Source organism: Streptococcus sp. 2018WUSS126, assembly GCF_044427425.1.
Classification (GTDB): domain Bacteria; phylum Bacillota; class Bacilli; order Lactobacillales; family Streptococcaceae; genus Streptococcus; species Streptococcus hashimotonensis.
In genome coordinates this window covers 24,505-48,613 of record NZ_JAOTGB010000012.1, presented here as the reverse complement: position 1 = coordinate 48,613, position 24,109 = coordinate 24,505, and the positions used below count along the sequence as shown (strand labels likewise).

The following is a 24,109-nucleotide window of genomic DNA, read 5'->3' as shown; positions in this document are numbered from 1 at the left end:
CGTTTAGCGGTCCTACTGGGCGTTGAGCTGGAACTCAGCGCCTTTTCTATTTTTATAATAGCAAAAGTTTCACCTGCAGTCAAGCAAGAGAGAAAACGGAATGTCAAATAGAATCTATTACCCTCAATTCTATACCTACTGCACCATATTGTTCTAACTGTTCTCGCGAATAGTAAACTTCCATATCTTCTGGTTTCGCCCCTCTGATGCTGCTTTGCGTATACCCACAAGACAATAAATCCAGTTCTTTGTATAACTGAGCAAAATTATCAAATATGTGAAGATCTAATACTTGCACCTCGATCGTTTGCGTCTGATTCTCTGTACAATAAAAACGGATGCGATCTCCAATTTGTATATGCTTGCGCTTCTCATCGTAAAGTCGTAGCTCAATGGTCTTCTGACCAGACTTCATCATTTCAAAAGGCTTTGGAGCCAGTAACATTTCATGAACCATCTCAATACCTCGGATATGGGTAAAATTCCCCCTCCACCAAGTCTGCTCTGCCTTTTTCAAAGGCCTCGCTATCCCAAGCAATCGCGAATTCTTGGGCTTCTGGGTCCGCCAAAAAGTCCATGAGGTCGTCTAAACCTTGGTCGGCGGTATCCTTGAGGAAATCTGCGAAGTAGGTCAGAAACTCTGCTGAAAAGCCCTTCTTGGCATCAAATGGCAGAGCGACCAGGTAGTCTTCCTCGTCAAAGCGAGACTTGTCCTGGTTGTAGAAAAGGACATACTCCTCTAGGAAAATATCCTCTGCAGAGGCATTGCCTTCGTCGTCCACCGTTTCAATCCCATCCGCATTTTGTGCTTCTAAGATGAAGGCCAACTCAACCGCGTGGTTTTTCTTGTCCCAGTTGAGTTCATAATCGTAGGTAAAATGTTTATCCAGTGCCGCTTCCAGCACATCTAAAAAGCCATGTTTTGCCATTCTATTTCCTCTTTTCTATAAATTCCAATAAATTTATTTCTCGACCGTATTTGACGGAAGCCTGCTTGTCTTTCTTCAAAATGGACTTGGTTAAATCTAGTTGATTCACCGCTGCCAAGGCTACAGCATAGTGAATAACATCAGCTAATTCTTCTGCCAGACGAGCAGAGTTGTCGTCTTCGCAATCCATCATCTTGCGGCCTGAACGCTGATTCAGTAGCTCTGCCACTTCACCAATTTCTTCCACTAATTTCATAAAGAGACTTTGCTCTGGAACTGTCGTCCCATAGTGGTCACGCAAGTATTCTTCCAAAACACCCACCGTCAACTCCGCCATCTTCGTTTCTCTCCAAATCCTAAAATTGTAGTATAATGATTATACCATAAATGCACTGAAAGGAAGCCTATGCCAGCCAATCTCGCCCTTCGTATGCGGCCAAAATCCATTGATGAAGTCATCGGTCAGGAACACCTGGTCGGTCCTGGAAAGATTATCCGTCGCATGATTGATGCCAATATGCTGTCGTCCATGATTCTCTACGGTCCGCCAGGGATTGGCAAGACCTCGATTGCATCCGCCATTGCTGGTACGACCAAGTATGCCTTTCGAACCTTTAATGCCACGACGGACAACCAAAAACGCCTGCAGGAAATCGCTGAAGAAGCTAAATTTTCTGGCGGCCTGGTCCTCATGCTCGATGAAATCCACCGCCTCAACAAGACCAAACAGGACTTTCTGCTTCCTCTCTTGGAAAATGGCAATATCATCATGATTGGGGCAACGACGGAAAATCCCTTCTTCTCAATTCTGCCTGCCATTCGCAGTCGAGTGCAGATTTTTGAATTACAACCTTTGCAAACCAGCCACATCCGACAGGCCTTGGAACTGGCTCTGACAGACAGTGAACGTGGTTTTGACTTCCCCATTACCATTGAGCCTGAGGCTCTGGATTTCCTAGCCAACGCCACCAACGGTGACCTACGTGCTGCTTACAATTCGCTAGAATTAGCTGTGCTTTCGACCAAGGAAAGTGATGACGGTAGCCGCCACATTGATCTGGACGCCGTGGAAAATAGCCTGCAAAAGTCCTACATCAGCATGGACAAGAACGGCGATGCCCACTACGACATCCTCTCGGCTCTGCAAAAATCCATTCGGGGTAGCGATGTCAATGCCAGCCTCCACTACGCCGCTCGTTTGATTGAGGCGGAAGACCTGCCTAGCCTGGCTCGTCGCTTGACGGTCATCGCCTACGAAGACATCGGCTTGGCCAATCCAGAGGCTCAGATTCATACGGTGACGGCCCTTGAAGCTGCCCAGAAAATCGGCTTTCCAGAAGCACGGATTTTGATTGCCAATGTGGTAGTCGATTTGGCTCTTTCTCCCAAGTCCAATTCTGCCTATCTGGCTATGGATGCAGCTCTGGCTGATTTGCGGAAAAACGGTCATCTACCTATCCCAAATCACCTGCGGGACGGGCATTATGCTGGTAGTAAAGAGCTGGGAAATGCCATTGGCTACCAGTATCCGCATGCCTATCCTGAAAAATGGGTGGACCAGCAATACCTGCCCGATAAGTTACTGAATGCGGACTACTTCACCGCCAACGACACCGGAAAATACGAGCGTGCCTTGGGTATGACCCAAGAAAAGATAAAAAATTTGAAAAAAAATAGACGCCAAAATCCTTGATAGAACTGGTTTTTTGGCACATATCCTTTGACACCGCTTACATTTTTGCCATTTTTCTCTTGATTTTTCAAAAAAAAGTGGTATTATTAAATCATAAATAAGAACTGCTGTGGTATACGAATTCATACCTATGTGTTGACCGACTATTTTTGTATTACTAGGGAGACAAAGATCCTCTGACAGTATGCAAGCTGGCACACCCAGAAGCAACTAAGTTAGAAACGCGTCACCCACCTGCTTTTAGCGTGCGGGATCAATACAATCCATGGATAACCGGTACCAATACAGCATTTTTATTTTTTACCTTCCTTAGCTCAGCTGGCAGAGCAGCGGACTCTTAATCCGTGGGTCGTAGGTTCGATCCCTACAGGGAGGATTGGTTGATATGAGGAAAGTCTTGATTTATCAAGGCTTTTTCTCATTTTTGGAGTGGATTTGTTCTACGCTTCATTTTTTAAACTTTTCTTCATTAAAAGTCACCAATCTACGAATTTCATCATGATTCTCAACTTCTATTTCCTTCATAACGAATAATCAGGACAAAGCCATCAGTCATATGTATAAGGATTGTACCGACTGCTTAAGCCATAAACTCTAGAATAGCGATGAATTTGTTACATTTTACCTAACAATAACGTTGCGCGTTTGTTTATTGCGGTTTGACTTTTTGAACATTTACAGGTATAATAAATGTGTTTTTCTTTTTATGTAGGTATTCGCTAAACTAATCTAGCGCAAGCTATCTGATGCACCAGACTTGGATAAGCATGTAATATCAATATGAATAAGCAAAACAAACGAGCACAACATTTAGTCTAATTTAACATAATAAGTTTATATGAAGGAGAATAATTATGAATGAACTATTAGAAAAATTAAAAAGCCTAAACTCCGATAAAAACTACACAATCGAAACCGATGAATTGTCAATAAAAAACAACACAATTTTAACGAGAAACAATTGCATACAAATTAATAATATTTCCATGCTCTACAAAAGTGAATTGCAATCCCCAGTTACGTTGATGGATTACATTATCTTAATAGTACTATTCTTTATCAGCCTAATCCCACCATTCATTGGTGTATTGTTATTAACGTTGTACGGTTTCATAGTCTATTCCAAATATAAAAAGCATTTAAAAGACAAATATTACATTATTTTTAACTTGGGTTCCAGTAAAAACTACTACCTCTTTTTTAAAAATAGCCAGTTTCGCAATCAGGTTTTCAATGCTGTTACAAAATCATTTGATAGCTCACTGCAGAACAATTTTTTAATTGATATTAAAAATGAAAAAATCGAAAATCAAACTGTCTTTAAATCAGGAAGTACACAAACAAATGTTTCAGGGGATAATAATGTCTTAGGAAATAATAATACAACAGCCCATAACGGAGATGCAATATCAAATTCAAACATCATAAATAACTCAAAAAATGTAGACACAAATATCAATGATATTCCATGGGATGATATTAGTTTAAGCTTACAAAATATCATATCTGAAAATCAATACATCCTGTCTGAAGGAATTCTTTCCGTTTTCACTCAATTGTTAGAGGCAAGCAAGGAAAAAAATAATGATAAATTTCAAGATACTGTTTCTAAAAACCAGAGTCTTCTAAACAACAGCATGATAAAAGATATTATTGCTGGAACCATGGCAGGACTACTCACAAACTTTTTGATTCACTAAAAAGCTCCATAATCTCTGTTGTGAAATTACCCACTACACAAGCTATAGAATCAAAATTTATTCAAAAATAGAGGCTAGATAAAAGCTCAAAAAATAGAAAGACGCATAAAATCAATGTTTTTAGCAATATGATTTTATGCGTTTTATAATACAGATTATCTCAATATTTGAGGTGAAATTTAAGTCTATGCTAACCTCTATTTTTTTAACTTATCCCACAGGACAACTCGTTTTTCCTGTAATGATTTCTGTACATCGATGATGCGTTGATTCGATGAGCCTCGAAATTGCAACATGAGATTGCGCTTGGTACGGTCATAGCGGCCGTCAACTAGAATATCTAAATAGGATAGTAACTCTAACTTATCCGGAGTTTCTAACATCATTTCTTCCCATGTGTAGCCTGTCCAAGACCAAATATCCTTTTCTGGCAGTTCTTTCCGAATTCGCTTTACGAGTGGGAGGACCGTGCCTGTGTTCAGAAAAGGCTCGCCACCCAAGAGGGTTAGGCCCTGCACATAGGGCTGACCCAAGTCTGCTAAAATGCGGTCTTCAAGCTCCTTGGTATAGGGAATCCCAGCTTTAAAAGACCAGGTTGCAACATTGTAGCAGCCCTCACAGTGAAACAGACAGCCACTAACATATAGAGAGCAACGGACTCCTTCTCCATCCACAAAGTTAAAGGCTTTGTAGTCCATTATTCGCCCTTGACTAAGTTCCTCGCTCTTCCATTCTTGTGGTTTAGGATTATTCATTTCAAATACCTGAGCATAAGCAAATGAAATCTGATCGTTTGGATGAATTCCGTTTTACCAGTACACAGACTGTTTTTATCCATAAATGGTACTTCCAATGCTTTAGCTCGGATTGATCCCAGCAAGCCTAGTGCAGAACCAATCTCAATTCCTTTCCTGTTTTGATTCAGTAGTTTGTCACTCCCATTAATCCTCAATCCAGTATCTTTCTACCCCGTCTCGAACATCTTCCAAAACCCCACCACAAGCCACAATCGTGCGGCGACTGGCTTGATTGTCTGCCGAGCAGGTCACGAGGACCTTGGCGATATTTTTACTAGCCGCCTTCTGCAAACCAAGTCGAAGTTGTTCCTTGGCATAGCCCTTTCCTCGCTCGGTCGGGCGAACGGAATATCCGATGTGACCGCCTTTATTGAGCAGGAAATCGTTGAGCCGTAGGCGTAGACTGAGAAAACCAAGGGCTCGACCTGTTTGGTCAAATGATACATATTGAATGGAAGGAACAAAACCGTCTGGTAGATTGAGACCTGCCTCATAATCTTGGTTTCTCAAAATCCAGTCTTCAAAGTCGACATCCCTAGAGATAAAACCTCCGTCCATAGCAGAGTCTGCCGCTTCAAACTCGGCCAACATATCCAAAATCGTTTCCTTATCCGCCACAGTTGGTCTTCTTAGTTCCATTCTAGCCTCCGTATTGTCTCTTGAAAAATTCGCTGATAATGTCAATATCCAGTCCCAAGTCCTGCACAATTTCTGCCTTGTGGAAATCATCATAGTTGTCCTTGCCGCTCCAAACAAAAGAGTTGGTCACAATCTGATAGACCTTGTCTAGCTCGACTGCTCTGCCATTGACCATAAAACCCTCACCGCCTGGAACAATGCCCCACATCTGAGGGTGGAGACCGGTCTGTAGGTCAGAATCCCCTTTTTCTCATTACCATCCCGAATGTTCGCAATCAGCTGTGCCTTCTTTGGAAAATTCTCCATGTAGGAATGCATATCATTGGTATGGAGAATACTAATATCTGTATAGTCCATACTATTTTTTCTTGTTTTTTGCTTGTTTGAGCAATTCCTGCACACGCGCTTTTTTATCCTGCTTCACATTAGAATTCTTCTCATGATAGCGTGTCACCAGGGCCTTCCCCTTATCGTCTAGTTGATATTTTCCCATTGTTTTCTCCTCCTTTTTATCTCTTGTTCGTTTATAATAAACTTCCACAGCTAACTGGAACTGTGGAAGCTCTACATAGTCTGTTTATTACTTATAAGCTCGACCCATTCATGTGTTTCACACGCGCCGAAATTTCCTTGTGACGACCTTTTACCATCGGACGTGCCTGTGGATTGCCTAGATACCCACAAGTTCGTTTAACAACATCTACCAATTTAGGATCACTATTTCCGCAACTTGGACACTTGAAACCACGCTCCGTAGGCTCAAAATCACCTTCAAAATCGCAAGCGTAACAATGGTCAATCGGAGTATTGGTCCCCAAGTAACCTACACGGTCATAGGCATAGTCCCAAACTGCTTCCAAGGCCTTTGGATTTTGTTGCAGCACAGGGTATTCACAGTAGTGGATAAAGCCACCGCTGGCACCTACAGCAGGATAAATTTTCTCAAAATCCAGTTTTTCAAATGGTGTTGGATTTTTACGTACATCATAATGGAAACTGTTAGTGTAATATTCTTTATCCGTAATGTCCTTTACAATGCCAAATTTCTCTATATCCATACGGCAGAAGCGGTCTGTCAGGCTTTCAGATGGTGTCGAATAAACTGAGAAATGATAACCATATTCATCCGACCAATCTTCAACCAAGGTTTTCATTTTCTTGATAATATCCACCGTGAAATCTTTTGCCTCTGGGTTGGTCTCCCATTCGCCACCGTAAAATACTGTCGCAACTTCATACAAACCAATGTAGCCCAAAGATACGGTTGCTCGACGATTTTTAAAGACTTCATCTACTGCGTCTGTCTTAGCCAAGCGTTTGCCGAATGCCCCGTATTGATAGAGAATTGGAGCATTGGCTGGAATTGCTTCCTTCACTCGTTCCACTCGGTAGACCAGAGCATCCTTGGCAATGGCCATGCGTTCTGCAAAAATTTCCCAGAACTTATCCATATCTCCTGCAGACTCCATGGCAATCCGTGGCAAATTGACGGTCACGACACCTAGGTTCATACGACCAGATGTCACATCCTGCCCATTTTCATCCTTCCAACCTTGAAGGAAAGAGCGGCAGCCCATTGGCACCTTGAAGGAACCTGTCAACTCAACAATCTTGTCATAAGAAAGCATATCTGGATACATACGCTTGGTTGCACATTCAATCGCCAATTGCTTGATGTCATAGTTTGGAGAATCTGGCTCCAAGTTCAATCCACGCTTAACTGTGAAAATCAACTTAGGAAAGATAGCTGTCCGACCTTCGCGCCCCAGACCCTTGATACGAATGTTCAAAATCGCTTTTTGAATTTCTCTCTCAAACCACGATGTCCCTAACCCAAAACCGAGTGAGGTAAAGGGTGTTTGTCCATTGGAAGTAAAAAGGGTATTGATTTCATACTCCAAAGACTGCATAGCGTCATAGATGTCTTTTTGCGTTTTAGCACGCGCATATTCTTCTTGCTTGTCTGCTAACACCCAATCCTTGGCATCTTTCAAATGCTTTTGGTAATTGAGTTCCGCATAGGGCGCCAAAACTTCATCGATACGGTCAGCTGAGCAACCACCATATTGACTAGAGGCCACATTGGCAATGATTTGTGAAATCTGAGCCGTAGCTGTTTGAATTGATTTTGGACTTTCTACATCCGCATTTCCTATCTTGAAGCCCTGTGCCAACATCCCTTTAAAATCAATCAAACAACAGTTCGTCATTGGTGTATAAGGGCTGTAATCCAAGTCGTGATAATGGATGTCCCCCTTTTGATGGGCATTAGCCACATGAGCTGGCAATAATTTGAGACCGATAGACTTGCCGACAATACCTGCTGTCAGGTCCCGTTGAGTGTTGAACACATCCGCATCTTTATTAGCGTTTTCATTGACCACAGACTGATCCTTGCTCAACAGCTTATGGATCTCAAAATTAATATCGGTAGCCTGATGACGGCGAAAATCACGGCGTGTTCGGTATTGAATATAAAGCTCTGCCAAATCATATAAATGAGCCTTTAACAATTCCTGTTCAACGACCGTTTGAATTTCGTAAATTTGAACATCTTTCTCAAATCGGCGACCAATTTCAGCCAAAACAGCTTCTAATACAATTTTTAACCCTGCCTCTGAAACAGGATGTTCTAATTCTTGGTTTGCCCGCCGAAGAGCAGAAAAAATCTTATCCTGGTCAAAGGATACTGTCCGTCCATCACGTTTCAAAACCAATAATTCTATACTCGGTAAGACATTTTCTTGCACATTCATCTGACAAACCTCCAAAATTCTTCACTTCTATTAGTGTAGCACTTCACAAAATAAAAATCAATATCTAGTATACAAAAAGTTAATTTTCTTTTTTTTACACAATATATAGTTCATATTCTAAAATAACTAAAAACAAGAGCCTATTCTGACTCTTGTTTTCTAGTCCATAAAAAGTACAGGTTAATAGCACAGGCCACTAAAATCACAGCAGGCCAAAGCAAACTTAACAAAGGAAGTTTACCGACATTATAGGCAATATAGAGAGTATTCCACACTACCCCTAAACTATAGACAATCGTCAAAATAATTTTCATAAGACACTCCAATTAAATGATAGTGCTATTATACTACAAACGACCGTTGATGTCCTTAATCTGCCGCTCCATTTTCCGATAGTTTAGGAAAAATAGCAAAGCGTAGACCAAGACAAAGATCAGCCAGAAGAAGAGCAAAGAGCCAAGATTGAGTGGAAACCAGCCAGCTACAACGCCCAGTGGTGTGAAACCTAAAGCTGTTATGCAAAAATGCGTTGTTGACATTCTCAAAAGGCTCCAATCCTGTTTAAAAATCTTGTCTGCCAGCTGAAACAAGAGACCGATTGCCGCCCAAATCAGCACACAGATGAGCATAACGGTTACCTGATTAAAATTGCTTAGGTAGTAAGCCCCCATGGTTGAATGTGGATTAACTGGCAAATAATAGCCTTCGCCAAAGAAACCCGCCATGACGATTGAAATCAAACTGCCGATTGTAACGCCTAAACTGGCTGATAAGATGTATTTTTTCATAGTCCTAACCTTTCTTTGATGAGCTTGAGATAACGACGGGACGAGTAAGTGACAGAGCCGTTTTTCATGACCAGTTTGACCAGACCATTGGCTGTCAACTTGAGGTGTTCCAATTGCTTGATGTGAATGATTTCCGACTGGGAAATCTGCAAAAAGTTAGCAGGCAGTTCCTCCTTAACCTGATACAAGCGTAGGTTGGAAGTAAAGGAATCTCCCACCGTTTCCACCTGTAAGATTTTGTCTTCCAAGTAGAGCCTAACAATCTCATCATGCTCCAAAAGATAAACCTGCTCCCCTTTTTTGACTGTCAATCTGGAAGTCTGCTTGTCTAGGTTTTGAACATAGGCCACCAAGTGAGTAATCTGCTCAGACATAGCTTGAGCCTCAATGGTTACCAAGTCTTCCAAAATCTCCGGTGAAATAGCTAGTTTTACTTTCATTTTTTCTCCTTTTTCTTTCTGTCCTTATTAAACACCATTTTTCTAGTGGTTTCAAGGGCTTTTGACTATGTGGTCATATTCCTAAGCTAAACGGCAAAAAAGCCAGAACAACTGTCCTGACTTTCAATGTATAGTCTTTTAGTTTGCTTTTAGTACTCGCTCCAACTATCTGGGAGATAGTTGGAGGTTGGAAATAAAGCGAACAAAGTTCGCATCAACAACCGTAGACATAACTGGAGTACGGCAAAGTGAGTTAACGAAGTAATAAAGCAAACTAAATGACTATATTATAGTTTTTTCTTCAACTCCGCAACTGCCATCATGACTTCCATTGGGGTCATATTGTAGATGTCCAGTTTTGCCAGTTCATCGAGGACTGGGTGAGAAGGCGTGTCTGCGAAGAGGTCGATTTGACCAGACGGCTCTTCCACAACTGACGGAGCTGGGTGAGTTGGTGCAGTAGGGGCTTGGTTTTCAAGTGTCTGCAAAATCCTATCCGCCCGCTGCAATAGCTCCTCTGGCATTCCCGCAATCTTAGCCACATGAATCCCATAGGACTTGTCAGCTGGGCCTTGTGCAATCTTGTGGAGGAAGGTGACTTGGCCGTCCTTCTCCCAGGTCGATACATGGACATTCTCTAAGTGTTCCAAGGTCTGGCTAAGGTCTGTCAACTCATGGTAGTGGGTGGCAAAGAGAGTCTTGGCACCAATCTTGTCGTGGATGTACTCGATGATAGACTGGGCCAGAGCCATACCATCATAGGTGGCCGTTCCCCGTCCAAGTTCGTCAAAGAGGATGAGCGAACGATCTGTCGCCAGACGGACCGCCTTATTGGCCTCCATCATCTCAACCATAAAGGTAGATTGACCGCTGACCAAGTCGTCTGCCGCCCCAATACGAGTGAAAATAGCATCGAAAATCGGCAATGCAGCCTGATCCGCAGGCACATAAGAACCCATCTGTGCCAGAATGACAATAACCGCCAACTGCCGCATATAGGTAGACTTACCACTCATGTTTGGACCAGTAATCAGTTGCATATGCGTATCGGTATTCAAGTGAATAGAGTTGGGAATATAGGTCTGCTTGCCCATGACCTTCTCCACCACCGCATGACGACCACGGTCAATGGTCAGTTCTCTTTGATCTGTAAAGCGTGGACAAACCAAATGTTGCTGCTCCGCCACAACTGCAAAGGCCTGCAAAACATCGATGGTTGCAATGGTCCGAGCTAACTTCTGCAAGCGACCGATATATTTCTCAACCTCTTGGCGAATCCGCATGAAAATCTCGTACTCCAAATTAGCAGACTTATCACGCGCCTCCAACATCTGCCCTTCGATCTTAGCCAACTCTTCCGTTCCATAGCGCTCCGAGTTTTTCAAGGTCGCCTTACGGAAGAAATGACTAGGCACATTGCCCAGATTGGAATTGGTCACATGGAAATAGTAGCCGTCTTTTTTATTGTAATCAATCTTGAGATTATTGATACCAGATGCTTCACGCTCCTTGGCCTCAATCTCCGCAATCCAACCCGCTCCCTCACGCATGACCAGACGGTACTGATCCAGCGTTTCGTCAAAGCCCGTACGGATGATGTTTCCATCTGTGATGGTCCCTTGGGCATCTGGGTCAATAGCAGAGCTGATGAGAGCATGCAGTTCTGGAATTGGGTCCAATCCAGCTACCAGATTGCCTAGAGCAGGCTCATTGATTTGTAGCAAGATATTCTTGATTGCTGGGATATTTCCCAAAGTCTGGGAGAGCTGCAAGAGATCCTTGGGCATGGTTTTTCCAAAAGACACCCGACTGGCCAAGCGTTCGATGTCATAGACACCTTTTAAAGCCTCGACCAAGTCACTCCGTTCAAAGAAGTAATCCAGAAAAACCTGGACGACAGCCTGACGATTCTCAATCCGCTTAAGGTCAATCAAGGGACGATCAATCCATGTCCGCAATAGTCGCATGCCCATTGCTGTCTTGGTTTCGTCTAGCAACCAGTACAAACTACCGTGCTTCTTGCCTGTCCGACCGTTTTCAAGCAGGTCCAGACTGGACTTGGTTGCATAGTCCATTTGCAGATAGTCCTTGATTTCATAATGGACCACCTTTTGCAAGTGGCTCAGATCTCGCATCTGAGTCCGATGAAGGTAGCTGAGGAGTTTACCCGCCGCAGCCTTTTCCAAGTCCGTCAGCGAGTTGTCAATCAGCTGAACATCCTCCGTCACCTCATCTTCAAAAGAGAGCAACAAGTTCATCTGATTCGAGAAAACCTGCTCCTCTTCCTCCGACAGAGCATAGCCGATGACCAATTCACGTGCCCGTAAATTGCGGATTTCACCGCAAAGACTGGTAAAATCATCTAGACTAGTCACAAAAAACTGACCTGTTGACACATCCATATAAGAAAGTGCGAACTGCACTCCCTGACGGTCAATCGCAACCAAATAGTTACTGTCTGCTCCCATTTTGGACGAGTCTGTTACCGTACCAGGAGTAATGACCTGCACTACTTCCCGCTTGACCACGCCGACTGCCTGCTTAGGATCTTCCATCTGCTCAGCAATAGCGACCTTATGCCCTAATTCAACAAGTGTGTCGATATACTGTTGTGCCGCGTGATACGGTACCCCCGCCATAGGAATCGGATTCTCCGCATTCTTATTCCGACTGGTCAAGGACAATTCCAAAATCTGTGCCGCTTCTACCGCATCTTCATAAAATAACTCATAAAAGTCTCCCATACGGAAAAGCAAAAAAGCATCTGGATACTGTGCTTTTATGTCCAGATACTGCTGCATTCCCGGAGAAATTTTTTCTGTTGCCATCATCTCTCCCTGTTCTAATTCAAATAGTAGTTAATCTCCGCTTCAACTTGCTGAGCCGCCACATCATCTCGACAAATAACTAAAAGTGTATTAGCTCCCGCCAGCGTTCCCAAAATGGTCTCTGGCTTTTCTGCATCAATGATATTAGCCATCAAGGCCGCTTCTCCCAGTTCTGAATGAAGGACCAGAATAAAACTAGCCCTATCTACTTTATACGCATATTGTGCCAATAATTGGATAAAATTCACACGCTCTTCTTCGATAGCTAAGGAATAAAATGAACGCCCATTTTCATGAATTTTTATCACTCCCAACTCACGTAAATCACGAGACAAGGTTGTCTGGGTTACCACTACCCCTCGAGCCTCTAAACCTTGCTGAATATCCGTTTGTCGCCCTATTTTTTCTTGACGAATCATGGCCTTTATTAAATCATGTCGTCCTGCTTTATTCATCATTTTACCTCAAAATGTATATTTATAGAAATATTATAACACTTTTCCCCGCTATTAGCCTAGAAATGTGTTAAAATAGAATCAATAACTTTGGAGGAAATCCTATATGAATCAAAAACAAGTGATTGCAGAAAGATTGGCTGCCATCCTTCCGAGTTTGGAAGTGGAAGCTATCTACAATCTGCTAGAAAAACCAAAATCATCAGAAATGGGCGATATTGCCTTCCCAGCCTTCTCACTTGCTAAAGTGGAACGCAAGGCTCCACAGGCTATCGCAGCGGACATCGTTGAAAAACTCGATACAACTGGTTTTGAGAACGTTGTTGCAACCGGTCCTTACGTCAACTTCTTCTTGGACAAGGCTGCTATCTCCCACCAAGTCTTGACAGATGTTATTACTGAAAAAGACCAATACGGTAAACTCAACATTGGTCAAGGACGCAATGTAACCATCGACATGTCTAGCCCAAACATTGCTAAACCATTCTCAGTTGGACATTTGCGCTCAACCGTTATCGGTGATGCCCTTGCTAACATCCACGAAAAGCTTGGCTACAAGCCAATCCGCATCAACCACTTGGGGGACTGGGGTAAACAGTTCGGTATGTTGATTGTTGCCTACAAACTTTGGGGTGACAAGGCTGCGGTCGAAGCAGACCCAATTTCAGAACTCCTCAAACTCTATGTGCGTATCAACGCTGAAGCGGAAGAAAAGCCTGAGTTGGACGACGAAGCACGTCAATGGTTCAAAAAATTGGAAGATGGCGATCCAGAAGCTCACGAGCTATGGCAATGGTTCCGTGATGAAAGCTTGGTCGAATTCAACCGCATTTACGACAAACTTGATGTAACTTTCGATAGCTATAATGGCGAAGCTTTCTACAATGATAAGATGGACGAAGGCATCCAAATCTTAGAAGAAAAAGGACTTCTTCAAGAATCTAAAGGTGCGAGAATCGTTGACCTTGAAAGCTACAATCTTCCACCAGCCCTCATCATGAAAACAGACGGTGCAACACTTTACATCACACGTGACATGGCAACAGCTATGTACCGCAAACGCACTTACGACTTTGTGAAAAGCATCTATGTTGTTGGTCAGGAGCAAATCAACCACTTCAAACAGCTCAAGGCTGTCTTGAAAGAAATGGATTTCGACTGGAGCGACGATATGACCCATATCACCTTCGGTCTGGTTACCAAGGATAAGAAAAAACTCTCTACTCGTAAAGGAAATATTATCCTACTCGAGCCAACTCTAGATGAAGCTATTTCACGCGCCCTTACTCAAATCGAAGCTAAAAACCCTGACCTTGAAAACAAGGAAGAAGTGGCACATGCAGTTGGTGTAGGCGCTGTTAAGTTCTACGACCTCAAAACCGACCGTGACAACGGCTACGACTTCGACCTAGAAGCTATGGTTTCCTTCGAAGGCGAAACAGGTCCTTATGTACAATACGCATACGCCCGCATCCAGTCTATCCTGCGCAAAGCCAACTTTGTACCAAGCGCAGAAAATGACTACAAACTGGCTGATGCAGAAAGCTGGGACATCATCAAGCACATCCAAAACTTCTCAAACGTTGTAGAACGTGCTGGTGATAAATTTGACCCATCCCTCATTGCTAAATATGCTATCAACCTGGCTCAAGCCTTCAACAAGTACTACGCACACACGCGTATCTTGGATGAAAGCCCAGAGCGTGACAGCCGTCTAGCACTTGCCTACGCGACAGGACTTGTCCTCAAAGAAGCTCTACGTCTTCTCGGCGTAAAAGCACCAGAAAAAATGTAATCAAAGCTTTCGGCCATCAGCCGAGGCTTTTTTTCTACCACATTGCCTACTATCGTTTCCGATTCCTTATCACAACAACTCCTTATTCCAAATGAAAATCAAAAAGATTCATTTCAATTACGAATATATAGATGGGAGGTACACGTGATACCTCTACATCTACTACATAAGGAGAAATAATGAAAACATTCTTGAGAAGAAAAGGAATCGCCTGTCAGCTTCTAGCCGCCATTTTTATTGTCGGTATCAATTTACAATCCCCACCTTCAGCCTCAGCCAATGCGCGAGGAGATGACTATCCCTACACAGCAATTGATGCAGTCGATCCATGGAGACTCTACACACGCCAGTGCACCTCCTTTGTAGCCTTTCGACTTAGCACAGTGAACGGTTTTACATTACCACCTGCCTATGGTGATGCCAATGTTTGGGGCCATCGTGCCAAACAAGAAGGTTATCAAGTTAACATGACACCTACTGTCGGCGCCGTTGCCTGGTGGGAAACTCCCATGCATGTCGCATGGGTTTCTGCAGTAAATGGAGATACCGTAGAGATTGAGGAATACAACTACGGCGTTCGCTATACCTACGGAAGGCGAGTTATCCCCAAAAATGCCGTTAGCGGCTACATTCATTTTAAAGACCTCGGAGCGGGAACAACCAACTCTCAACCCGCCTTAGCCCCAAGCGGCACCTATACTTTTACCAGCCAACTGGCCATCAAATCTCAAGCTAGTCTATCTAGCCCTACCCTCGATTACTATTATGCTGGCGAAAGCGTCCGCTACGACAAGGTTCTTGAAGCCGACGGACAACAATGGATTAGCTATATCAGCTATTCTGGAGCTCGGCGCTATATCGCTATCCAACCTACCATTACTCAATCTACAAACAACAGCCTACCAGCATCAGGAAGCTACACCATCCAGTCCTACTCTAGTGTCCGCAACAATCCAAGTCTGTCCAGTCCTGAAATCACCTTCTACGGAGCTGGCTCAGTCGTTCGCTATGATAAAGTTATTACTGCCGAAGGTCGCACATGGATTAGCTATATCAGTTACTCAGGTGCCCGACGCTACATCGCCATCTCCTGATCACAAAAAAGACAATATTTAAAAGCACAATCTTTTTAGACTGTGCTTTTTCATTAAATATCTGTCGAATTAATAGCTGTGCTCGGTTTTTCTTTCGGTTTACGCAGATGGAAGAAAATAGTTACCCCAAAATAGATAGCAAATAGGACAACTCGAATAATATAATTCATCATTGCCTGCGCCTCTACTGACTGACGCATAACTGAATCAGTATAAATTTGACTCAACCCTTTCTCACCAATAAAAGCATAGGTCGAAAATAAGAGAGTTACAAAAAGATAACCCAGGTAGGCATAAGAAGCCTGCTCATTTTTCTTGAGGAAAAGCAGTACAATCGTCGCAATCACAGCAAGTAATAACACAACTGCAAATGCCTTATTGACAAGATTCGTTTGGAAATTGACAGACTCTCTCATATAGGTAAAATATACCTCATCAAGCCCCTCTACATTAAAATTCTGCAACAATTGACGCACAGCTGCCTCATCGTACTTCGCAAAAAACACATTAAAGACACGCAATACGCTCGCAATAGATGACAGCACAACAAAGATATACAAATGAATTGGTCTTTTCATAATAGCCTCCTTTTTTCTATATTTTATACTCATATTTTTATATTGTCAATCATATATTTCATTTGACTGCAAATATAATTTTGTTATACTAAGTTCAAAGGAGGAAAGCTCATGAAGAAATTGCCCACCTATATCGGAGTGATTATTTTTGTAATCACTCTACTGATTAACTGGTTATTGCCAAGTCTTGCTAAAGTGCTGAATACATTTTTCATTTGGACTATCGTAGCCTGCCTACTCTACACCATCTACTACTGGATTCGCTACTGGCTCTATGTCCGACAACAGAGATAACAAAGACTCCTCTAAGTTAGCTGCTTAGAGGAGTTCATTTTATTCTGACTTTTCATCAACCAAATGCACATTAACCCGACGATAGGTTTCTGTAAGATCTAGCAATTCCGCTTCAATCTCTGGTGTCAATTGATCTGCCGTCATTCTCCAAGTCCAGTTACCACCAAGTGTATTTGGCAAGTTCATGCGAGCTGAACCATCCAAACCAAGTAAATCCTGCATAGTAGCCACCGCCATAAAGGCTGGGGAACCAAAGAGCAGGCGGAAAAGAGCATGACTGACCGTTTCGCCCTCACGACGATTGCTGTACTTATCTAAGAATGCACGCGATTCTTTCGTTGTTTCATTTTCGTACCAGCCAAGAATCGTATCATTGTCATGGGTTCCCGTATATGCCACCACATTATTAGGATGGTTATGTGGCATTTCAATGCTGTCGCCCTCAGGGTCAAAGGCAAATTGCAGGACTTTCATACCAGGAAAACCTGTCGTATCACGCAATTGGATGACCTTATCCGTCACAGAACCGAGATCCTCAGCAATAATATTTAAATCACCAAGTTCACGTTTGATTGTATCAAATAATTCAAAACCTGGTGCTTCGACACGGTAACCGTTTACAGCAGTTTCTTCACCCGCTGGAATTTCCCAGAAGGAGGCAAAGCCGATAAAGTGGTCGATACGTACCATATCGTATATCTTAAAGGATTCACGTAAACGAGCAACCCACCAAGTGAAGCCGTCTTGTTTCATCGCTTCCCAGTCATAAATTGGATTGCCCCAAAGCTGACCAATTTCCGAAAAGGCATCCGGTGGACAACCTGCAACCACACTCGGCTTGCCCTCTTCATCCGTTTTAAAGAAATGAGGGTTGGCCCACATATCAGCAGAATCTGCAGCAATGTAAATTGGCATATCCCCAACAAACTCAACACCTTTGGCATTGGCATAAGCCTTTAAAGCCTTCCATTGTGAAAAGAATAAATATTGTGTAATGCGGTGATAATCAATTCGATCTGCTAACAAGTGACGATAATATTCCAAGGTATCGTGGTAACGTAAGCGCGCCCCTTGATCTTCCCACTCTGTCCAAGGTTTGAGATCAAAATGCTCTTTTATAGCCATATACTCCGCAAAGGTATGAATCCAAAAGTCATTCTCCCCTAAGAACATCCAGTAATCTTCTGGCAAGCCTTGTGCCTTCATGTTGGCAACCGCCTTCTCCAGTAATGGACGGCGAGCATAAAAAACAGCTGCGTAATCTACCTCTGTAGGATTCTGCCCAAAGTCAACACCTTGTAAATCCTCTGCTGCCAGCCAGCCTTTATCAATCAATATATCGAAATCAATAAAATGAGTATTCCCTGCAAAAGCTGAAAATGACTGGTAAGGAGAATCTCCATAACTGGTTGTTCCCAAAGGTAAGATTTGCCAATAGCGTTGCTTAGTTCTTACCAAAAAATCAACGAATTCATAAGCCGATTGTCCCATGGAACCAATTCCATATTTCCCTGGTAATGATGAAATGTGCATCAGCACACCACTCTGTCTTACTTTCATAAGTTCTCCTATCTAATCCGCTTGCACAACGCAAACGTTTTCTCTTTTTTATTATATACTGAAAACGGTAACAAATCAAGAAATTTCCATTTAATTCTGTTAGTTCACATGCCATTCCATATTTCTTTTCATTAATATGTGCAAAAAAATTCTTATATTTTTTTAAACTCAAAAAAAATTTTAAAAATTTTTATAAAAACGCTTGCAAACGGATTCAATCTAGTGTATAATGAAGTCAACTTAGGAAAACGTTTGCGCAAAGCAAGCGTCACACAAAACTATTTATCTTCGGAGGGAAGAAAATGAAACACAATCTCCTTAAGAGCGTTGCTCTTCTTGCTGCATCAACTGCTGTTTTAGCTGCATGCTCAAACTCAGGTTCATCAACAGAGGCATCTAAGTCTGCTGAAGGTAGCAAAGAATTGACTGTCTACGTTGACCAAGGTTATGAATCTTACATCAACGATGTCAAAGCTAGCTTCGAAAAAGAAAATGGTGTATCTGTTACCGTTAAAACTGGTGATGCTTTAACTGGTTTGGATAACTTATCATTGGATAACCAATCAGGTTCAGCCCCAGACGTTATGATGGCACCATACGACCGTGTAGGTAGCCTTGGTTCTGAAGGTCAACTATCTGAATTGACTCTTGCAGATGATAGCAAAGCAGATGACACAACAACTGCTCTTGTAACAAACGGTGGTAAAGTTTACGGTTCACCTGCGGTTATCGAAACACTTGTTCTTTACTACAACAAAGACTTGTTGACTGAAGCTCCTAAAACATTTGCAGAACTTGAAACACTTGCTAAAGACAGTAAATACGCATTTGCTGGTGAAGAGGGTAAAACTTCAGCATTCCTAGCTGACTGGACGAATTTCTACTATACATACGGACTTCTTTCTGGTTACGGCGGCTATGTATTCGGTGAAAATGGTACAAATCCAAAAGACATCGGACTTGCTAATGAAGGTGCCATCAAAGCAATTGAATACGCTAAAACTTGGTACGAAAAATGGCCTCAAGGTCTTCAAGACGGTACTGCTGCAAACAACTTGATTAACACTCAATTTACAGACGGTAAAGCAGCTGCTATCATCGAAGGTCCTTGGAAAGCAGCTTCATATAAAGAAGCTGGTGTAAACTATGGTGTAGCAACAATACCAACTCTTGTAAACGGCAAAAACTACTCAGCATTCGGTGGTGGTAAAGCATGGGTTGTTCCAGCAGGCGCTAAAAACCAAGAAATGGCTCAAAAGTTTGTTGACTTCTTGACTGCTACAGACCAACAAAAAGCACTTTACGACGCTACAAACGAAGTTCCAGCTAACACTGAAGCTCGTGAATATGCTGTAAGCAAAAAAGACGAATTGACAACTGCAGTTATCAACCAGTTTGCTTCAGCTCAACCAATGCCAAACATCTCAGAAATGGGTTCAGTTTGGACACCAGCTGGTAACATGCTCTTCGAAGCTGCAAGTGGTTCAAAAGACGCTAAGACTGCTGCAACAGACGCTGTGAAAGCTATTGCAGACGAAATTGCTCAAAAACACAGCAACTAGTCAAGTTTAAAGTTGGACTGGGAGTTCTCTTCCCAGTCTACTTTATTACTTAACGATAAACTGAATAGATATAGTCTTTTAGTTTACTTTTAGTACGAGGCAATGAGCCGCAGGCATAACTGAAGTTAGGCAAGGCGAGTTAACGAAGCAATAAAAGAAAAACTAAATGACGATAACATCCACCATCTATTCAGAAGCTATATAAGGAGACTATGACTATGAAACAAAATCCAGGTAAGGCACTCCTTTTGTCCCTGATCCCTGGTCTCGGACAAATCTACAATAAACAAAAAGCTAAAGGATACATCTTTTTAGGTGTTACGCTTGCCTTCCTTGTTTATTTTATTGCTATTGCAGCTGGTGAATTAGGCAACTTGATTACCCTCGGTAGTGTTCGTGGACAAGATAATTCGCTATTCATGCTGATTCGTGGTTCTTTCCACTTAATTATCACAGTTGTCTATCTCGCTTTCTATGCACTCAACCTAAAAGACGCACGTGATACTGCGAAACGATGGAATTCAGGGATGCCAGTGGCTACCACATTAAAAGAAATGGTAAAAGGTATCTATGAGAATGGTTTCCCATATCTCTTGATTATCCCATCATATATTGCGATGACCTTTGCTATCATCTTCCCAGTTGTCGTTACATTGTTTATCGCCTTTACAAACTACGACTTCAAACACCTGCCACCAAGCGCATTGTTGGATTGGATTGGTATTACCAACTTTACAAACATCTGGAAACTAAGCACATTCCGTACCGCATTTGGTTCTGTACTTGGCTGGACAATTATCTGGGCACTCTGCGCTTCAACAGCTCAAATTGTTATCGGTATCTTGACAGCCATCATCGCAAATCAACCATTCATCAAAGGAAAACGTATCTTCGGTGTTATCTTCTTGCTCCCATGGGCTGTTCCTGCCTTCGTAACTATCTTGACTTTTAGTAATATGTTCAACGATAGTGTCGGCGCTATTAACACACAGGTATTGCCATTCTTGAGCAAATTCCTACCATTCATCGATAATTTCCTTATCCCTTGGAAGACCGACCCATTCTGGACTAAAGTTGCTCTCATTATGATGCAGGCTTGGCTTGGTTTCCCTTATATCTATGTTTTGACCTTGGGTATTTTACAATCCATTCCAAACGACTTGTACGAAGCTGCTTACATTGATGGTGCAAGTGCCATTCAAAAATTCCGTAACATCACCCTTCCGATGATTTTAGCAGTAGCAGCTCCAACACTAATCAGTCAATACACCTTCAACTTCAACAACTTCTCTATCATCTACCTCTTCAACAATGGTGGTCCTGGTAGCGTCGGTGGTGGAGCAGGTTCAACTGACATCTTGATTTCATGGATTTATAAATTAACCACAGGTACATCACCTCAATACTCAATGGCGGCAGCAGTTACATTGATTATCTCAATGATTGTCATCAGTATTTCCATGATTGCTTTCAAAAAACTAAATGCTTTTGAAATGGAGGATGTATAAGATGAAATTATCTGTAAAATTTAGACGTAGAATCAATCAGACCTTAACCTATCTCTATCTGATTGTTCTGTCTGTTATCATCATCTATCCTCTCTTGATTACAATCATGTCCGCCTTCAAGTCTGGTAACGTGGTTGCCTTCAAATTGGATAGCAATATCAACTTTACACTAGACAATTTCAGCAAGCTCTTTAGCGAGACTCTATACGGAACCTGGTACCTCAATACGCTTATCATTGCTCTCTTGACAATGGTTATTCAAACAAGTATAGTGGTACTAGCGGGTTACGCTTATAGTCGCTATAACTTCATCGCTCGTAAGCAGAGTTTGGTCTTCTTCTTGATTATCCAAATGGTACCAACCATGGCTGCTCTTACCGCCTTCTTCGTTATGGCCCTCATGCTCAATGCGCTCAACCAAAGCTGGTTCCTCATCTTCCTTTATGTCGGTGGTGGTATCCCAATGAACGCTTGGCTCATGAAAGGCTACTTCGATACGGTGCCAATCTCACTTGATGAATCTGCAAAACTAGACGGTGCCGGTCACTTCAGACGGTTCTGGCAAATCGTCCTCCCACTCGTTCGTCCAATGATTGCTGTACAAGCGCTCTGGGCCTTCATGGGACCTTTTGGAGATTACATCCTATCCAAATTCTTGCTTCGTGAAAAAGAATTCTATACTGTAGCTGTCGGCCTTCAAACCTTCATCAGTGATGTGAAAAATATGAAGATTGCCTACTTTGCGGCAGGTGCCATTCTTATTGCCCTCCCTATCAGTATCCTATTCTTCTTCCTACAAAAGAACTTTGTATCTGGTTTAACAAGCGGTGGCGACAAGGGATAACCCTGTCCCACCTTTTCCCTTTTCAGGGGAAACATTGATATTTATGAAAGGTCCAACGAATGCTCCCATATCCTTTTTCCTATTTTTCTAGTATCTTCTCTCCAAGAAATATGTTTGCCAATCGTAGACTAATGAACCTTTGGCAACGGTTGTTTACAACGCTTTTTTTAGTGGCGCTCTTGCTCATTCCGAGCTCCCTACAGACTGTCAATCTCGAAACCTATCCTTTAGAAAATTTCGTAGAAGGTATCTATTCACCTCTGACAGATCAGGTCGTAGATGACCTCCGTCAACATGCAGTCATCGAAAACAACCACCTAACCTATACTGGAAATACTAACTGGGAGCAAGTGACATTTGGTGATACCGTTAGCTCTAGTTCTGACTTTACTTATCAATTCGCCAATCAGTCTCTGACTATTCGTAAAGGAAGTGATATTCTAAGCGAATTGACTTATGATGGTTTGAATACTGACGATTTTGCTAGTAAGGAGACATTAACTGCAGCCATCTCTAAAAAATGGTATCAAGCCAACCGAGCAGCTGTCGGACTGTCCATCACTCTTATTTCGACCTTTATTTTAACAACAAACCTACTCTTCATCCTACTAGGAGCCAGCTTCTTCCTCTTTTTGACTAAAAAGTCTCGTTTCTTCCATTTTGAAACGTTTGCAGAGTGCTATAATTTTGCTCTCAACTGTCTGGGCCTGCCTACTCTTATAGCCTGTCTAATTGGACTATTTGGTCAACCTGTGACTACCCTTCTAACCATACAAAATATCCTATTTGTGCTATGCTTGTTATGGGTATTTTTCAAAACAAAATTCAGAGATGAAATCTAGGAGGTCTATATGCGTGCAACCATCAAAGATGTGGCTAAATTAGCTGGTGTCTCGCCATCTACAGTTACTCGTGTCATTCAAAATAGCTCTGCCATTAGCCAAAAAACGAAAGACTTGGTTAGGAAAGCCATGGCGGATCTCAACTACCATCCAAACCTCAACGCTCGAAGCCTAGTTTCTAGCTATACACAGGTTATCGGACTGGTTTTGCCAGATGACTCGGATGTTTTCTATCAAAACCCCTTCTTCCCTACTGCCTTACGAGGAATTTCTCAAGTTGCAGCAGATCATAATTATGCCATCCAAATCTCCACAGGAAAGAATGAAGAACAACGTCTAGAAGCGATTTCTCAGATGGTCTACGGCAAACGAGTGGACGGACTCATCTTCCTCTATTCCAAGCCCGACGATCCATTGGTACAATTAGCTATCCAACACAAATTCCCCTTCCTCATTCTTGGTAAGGCGGATTCTCCATTCATATCACTAGTTGATAATGATAATATCCAGGCCGGCTTTGAAGCTACCAACTACTTCATCAATAAAGGTTACAAAAACATTGCCTTCGTCGCTGGTAACAAAGAGTTGGTCGTATCTCAAGACCGTTATACAGGTTACAAGAACGCCCTTAGATCGCACAATATTCCCCTGGATGAAAACAAGGTCAAGTTTGTGTCTGGCTTCCTTCTCGAAGACAGTGCCTATAAAATTTCTAAGAAATTACTCAAACAAGACCTGGATGCAATCGTCACAACCGACACTTCCGTTGCCGAAGGTGTTGTCAAATATCTCAACGAAGTCGGAGTCAAACTTCCTATCATTTCTTTCGACTCCGTCAAGCCAAAACTAGATATTGAAGCCTACGTTGACGTCCACGCTATTAAACTAGGACGTGTCGCATTCAATACTCTCCACCAAATCATCAATGACAACAAGGAAGACAAGCAAGTCTGCTACCGACGTGTCATTCCACATACCATTACCGAACTCTAACTTAGAAAGGAGCC

25 protein-coding genes, 1 tRNA gene and 1 other RNA gene are annotated in these 24,109 nt (G+C 42.5%); 12 read left to right on the top strand and 15 right to left on the bottom strand.

From position 1 onward, the window contains the following. Positions 1–103: 103 nt before the first annotated feature. From ODU34_RS05860 to ODU34_RS05850, 3 genes are read right to left on the bottom strand one after another with little or no spacing between them, the layout of a single operon-like run. Complete coding sequence (locus ODU34_RS05860) at positions 104–457, bottom strand: ASCH domain-containing protein (RefSeq protein WP_029173673.1); 354 nt, start codon at positions 455–457, stop codon at positions 104–106. Position 458: 1 nt separating this feature from the next. Continuing rightward, positions 459–929: a DUF3013 family protein gene (locus tag ODU34_RS05855; RefSeq protein WP_105138859.1), complete on the bottom strand. Its 471-nt coding sequence runs from the start codon at positions 927–929 to the stop codon at positions 459–461. Position 930: 1 nt separating this feature from the next. After that, positions 931–1,266, bottom strand: a complete 336-nt coding sequence (locus ODU34_RS05850) for a MazG nucleotide pyrophosphohydrolase domain-containing protein (protein WP_105138860.1) — start codon at positions 1,264–1,266, stop codon at positions 931–933. Positions 1,267–1,335: 69 nt separating this feature from the next. On the opposite strand from ODU34_RS05850, the gene ODU34_RS05845 reads away from it, so the two are divergent. The 4 genes from ODU34_RS05845 (at position 1,336) to ODU34_RS05830 (ending at position 4,322) form a co-directional block, all read left to right on the top strand. Continuing rightward, positions 1,336–2,622 (top strand): replication-associated recombination protein A, encoded by a 1,287-nt coding sequence (locus tag ODU34_RS05845; protein ID WP_105138861.1) that lies wholly within the window; start codon positions 1,336–1,338, stop codon positions 2,620–2,622. 101 nt (positions 2,623–2,723) lie between these two features. Further along, a non-coding RNA gene (gene ssrS / locus ODU34_RS05840) (6S RNA) lies at positions 2,724–2,917 on the top strand. A gap of 8 nt (positions 2,918–2,925) precedes the next feature. After that, a tRNA-Lys gene (locus tag ODU34_RS05835) sits at positions 2,926–2,998 on the top strand. A gap of 478 nt (positions 2,999–3,476) precedes the next feature. Beyond that, entirely contained in the window at positions 3,477–4,322 is an 846-nt protein-coding gene (locus ODU34_RS05830) for a hypothetical protein (RefSeq protein ID WP_105138862.1), read from the top strand. Positions 4,323–4,519: 197 nt separating this feature from the next. Here the strand turns inward: ODU34_RS05830 and nrdG are convergent, their stop codons facing one another. The 10 genes from nrdG to argR form a co-directional block, all read right to left on the bottom strand. After that, positions 4,520–5,077: an anaerobic ribonucleoside-triphosphate reductase activating protein gene (nrdG, locus tag ODU34_RS05825; RefSeq protein WP_002939123.1), complete on the bottom strand. Its 558-nt coding sequence runs from the start codon at positions 5,075–5,077 to the stop codon at positions 4,520–4,522. A 186-nt stretch (positions 5,078–5,263) separates the two neighbouring features. Continuing rightward, entirely contained in the window at positions 5,264–5,758 is a 495-nt protein-coding gene (locus tag ODU34_RS05820; protein ID WP_105138863.1) for a GNAT family N-acetyltransferase, read from the bottom strand. Position 5,759: 1 nt separating this feature from the next. Continuing rightward, positions 5,760–5,966: a metallophosphoesterase gene (locus tag ODU34_RS05815; protein WP_105138864.1), complete on the bottom strand. Its 207-nt coding sequence runs from the start codon at positions 5,964–5,966 to the stop codon at positions 5,760–5,762. 150 nt (positions 5,967–6,116) lie between these two features. Further along, positions 6,117–6,251, bottom strand: coding sequence for a hypothetical protein (locus ODU34_RS05810; RefSeq protein WP_002939130.1), 135 nt, complete (start codon positions 6,249–6,251; stop codon positions 6,117–6,119). Between the two features lie 91 nt (positions 6,252–6,342). Next, positions 6,343–8,514: an anaerobic ribonucleoside-triphosphate reductase gene (gene nrdD, locus ODU34_RS05805; protein WP_105178880.1), complete on the bottom strand. Its 2,172-nt coding sequence runs from the start codon at positions 8,512–8,514 to the stop codon at positions 6,343–6,345. Between the two features lie 140 nt (positions 8,515–8,654). Continuing rightward, positions 8,655–8,828 (bottom strand): hypothetical protein, encoded by a 174-nt coding sequence (locus ODU34_RS05800; protein WP_169051013.1) that lies wholly within the window; start codon positions 8,826–8,828, stop codon positions 8,655–8,657. A 33-nt stretch (positions 8,829–8,861) separates the two neighbouring features. After that, the gene (locus ODU34_RS05795) at positions 8,862–9,302 is read right to left on the bottom strand and encodes a DUF3021 domain-containing protein (RefSeq protein ID WP_105178882.1); all 441 of its coding nucleotides are present in this window, start codon (positions 9,300–9,302) and stop codon (positions 8,862–8,864) included. Next, positions 9,299–9,742, bottom strand: a complete 444-nt coding sequence (locus tag ODU34_RS05790; RefSeq protein WP_105178883.1) for a LytTR family DNA-binding domain-containing protein — start codon at positions 9,740–9,742, stop codon at positions 9,299–9,301. Before ODU34_RS05790 ends, ODU34_RS05795 begins: the two co-directional genes overlap by 4 nt. Positions 9,743–10,029: 287 nt before the next feature. Next, positions 10,030–12,570 carry a DNA mismatch repair protein MutS gene (mutS, locus tag ODU34_RS05785; RefSeq protein ID WP_105178884.1) on the bottom strand — a complete coding sequence of 847 codons (2,541 nt, stop codon included), beginning with the start codon at positions 12,568–12,570 and terminating at the stop codon, positions 10,030–10,032. Between the two features lie 14 nt (positions 12,571–12,584). Continuing rightward, a complete protein-coding gene (argR, locus tag ODU34_RS05780) occupies positions 12,585–13,025 on the bottom strand; it encodes an arginine repressor (protein ID WP_002937036.1) in 441 nt (146 codons plus the stop codon). 106 nt (positions 13,026–13,131) lie between these two features. Between argR and argS the strand changes: the two genes are divergently transcribed. Beyond that, positions 13,132–14,820 (top strand): arginine--tRNA ligase, encoded by a 1,689-nt coding sequence (gene argS, locus ODU34_RS05775; RefSeq protein ID WP_044675503.1) that lies wholly within the window; start codon positions 13,132–13,134, stop codon positions 14,818–14,820. A 179-nt stretch (positions 14,821–14,999) separates the two neighbouring features. Beyond that, positions 15,000–15,914 carry an SH3 domain-containing protein gene (locus ODU34_RS05770; RefSeq protein ID WP_053866789.1) on the top strand — a complete coding sequence of 305 codons (915 nt, stop codon included), beginning with the start codon at positions 15,000–15,002 and terminating at the stop codon, positions 15,912–15,914. Between the two features lie 53 nt (positions 15,915–15,967). Here ODU34_RS05770 and ODU34_RS05765 read toward each other — a convergent pair whose 3' ends face one another. After that, on the bottom strand, positions 15,968–16,492 hold the full coding sequence (locus tag ODU34_RS05765; protein ID WP_105178885.1) for a hypothetical protein: 525 nt from the start codon (positions 16,490–16,492) through the stop codon (positions 15,968–15,970). Between the two features lie 111 nt (positions 16,493–16,603). Here ODU34_RS05765 and ODU34_RS05760 point away from each other — a divergent pair, with 111 nt between their 5' ends. After that, positions 16,604–16,786 carry a hypothetical protein gene (locus ODU34_RS05760; RefSeq protein ID WP_105178886.1) on the top strand — a complete coding sequence of 61 codons (183 nt, stop codon included), beginning with the start codon at positions 16,604–16,606 and terminating at the stop codon, positions 16,784–16,786. Positions 16,787–16,825: 39 nt separating this feature from the next. Here the strand turns inward: ODU34_RS05760 and malQ are convergent, their stop codons facing one another. Beyond that, entirely contained in the window at positions 16,826–18,346 is a 1,521-nt protein-coding gene (gene malQ / locus ODU34_RS05755) for a 4-alpha-glucanotransferase (RefSeq protein ID WP_105178887.1), read from the bottom strand. A gap of 302 nt (positions 18,347–18,648) precedes the next feature. On the opposite strand from malQ, the gene ODU34_RS05750 reads away from it, so the two are divergent. The 5 genes from ODU34_RS05750 (at position 18,649) to ODU34_RS05730 (ending at position 24,095) form a co-directional block, all read left to right on the top strand. Continuing rightward, positions 18,649–19,908, top strand: a complete 1,260-nt coding sequence (locus ODU34_RS05750) for an extracellular solute-binding protein (protein ID WP_044758459.1) — start codon at positions 18,649–18,651, stop codon at positions 19,906–19,908. A gap of 212 nt (positions 19,909–20,120) precedes the next feature. Further along, positions 20,121–21,416 (top strand): sugar ABC transporter permease, encoded by a 1,296-nt coding sequence (locus ODU34_RS05745; RefSeq protein ID WP_009911009.1) that lies wholly within the window; start codon positions 20,121–20,123, stop codon positions 21,414–21,416. Position 21,417: 1 nt separating this feature from the next. Continuing rightward, the gene (locus ODU34_RS05740; RefSeq protein ID WP_024407722.1) at positions 21,418–22,260 is read left to right on the top strand and encodes a sugar ABC transporter permease; all 843 of its coding nucleotides are present in this window, start codon (positions 21,418–21,420) and stop codon (positions 22,258–22,260) included. 131 nt (positions 22,261–22,391) lie between these two features. Next, positions 22,392–23,102 carry a hypothetical protein gene (locus ODU34_RS05735; protein WP_238145927.1) on the top strand — a complete coding sequence of 237 codons (711 nt, stop codon included), beginning with the start codon at positions 22,392–22,394 and terminating at the stop codon, positions 23,100–23,102. Positions 23,103–23,111: 9 nt separating this feature from the next. Next, a complete protein-coding gene (locus ODU34_RS05730; RefSeq protein ID WP_105178889.1) occupies positions 23,112–24,095 on the top strand; it encodes a LacI family DNA-binding transcriptional regulator in 984 nt (327 codons plus the stop codon). Positions 24,096–24,109 lie beyond the last annotated feature (14 nt).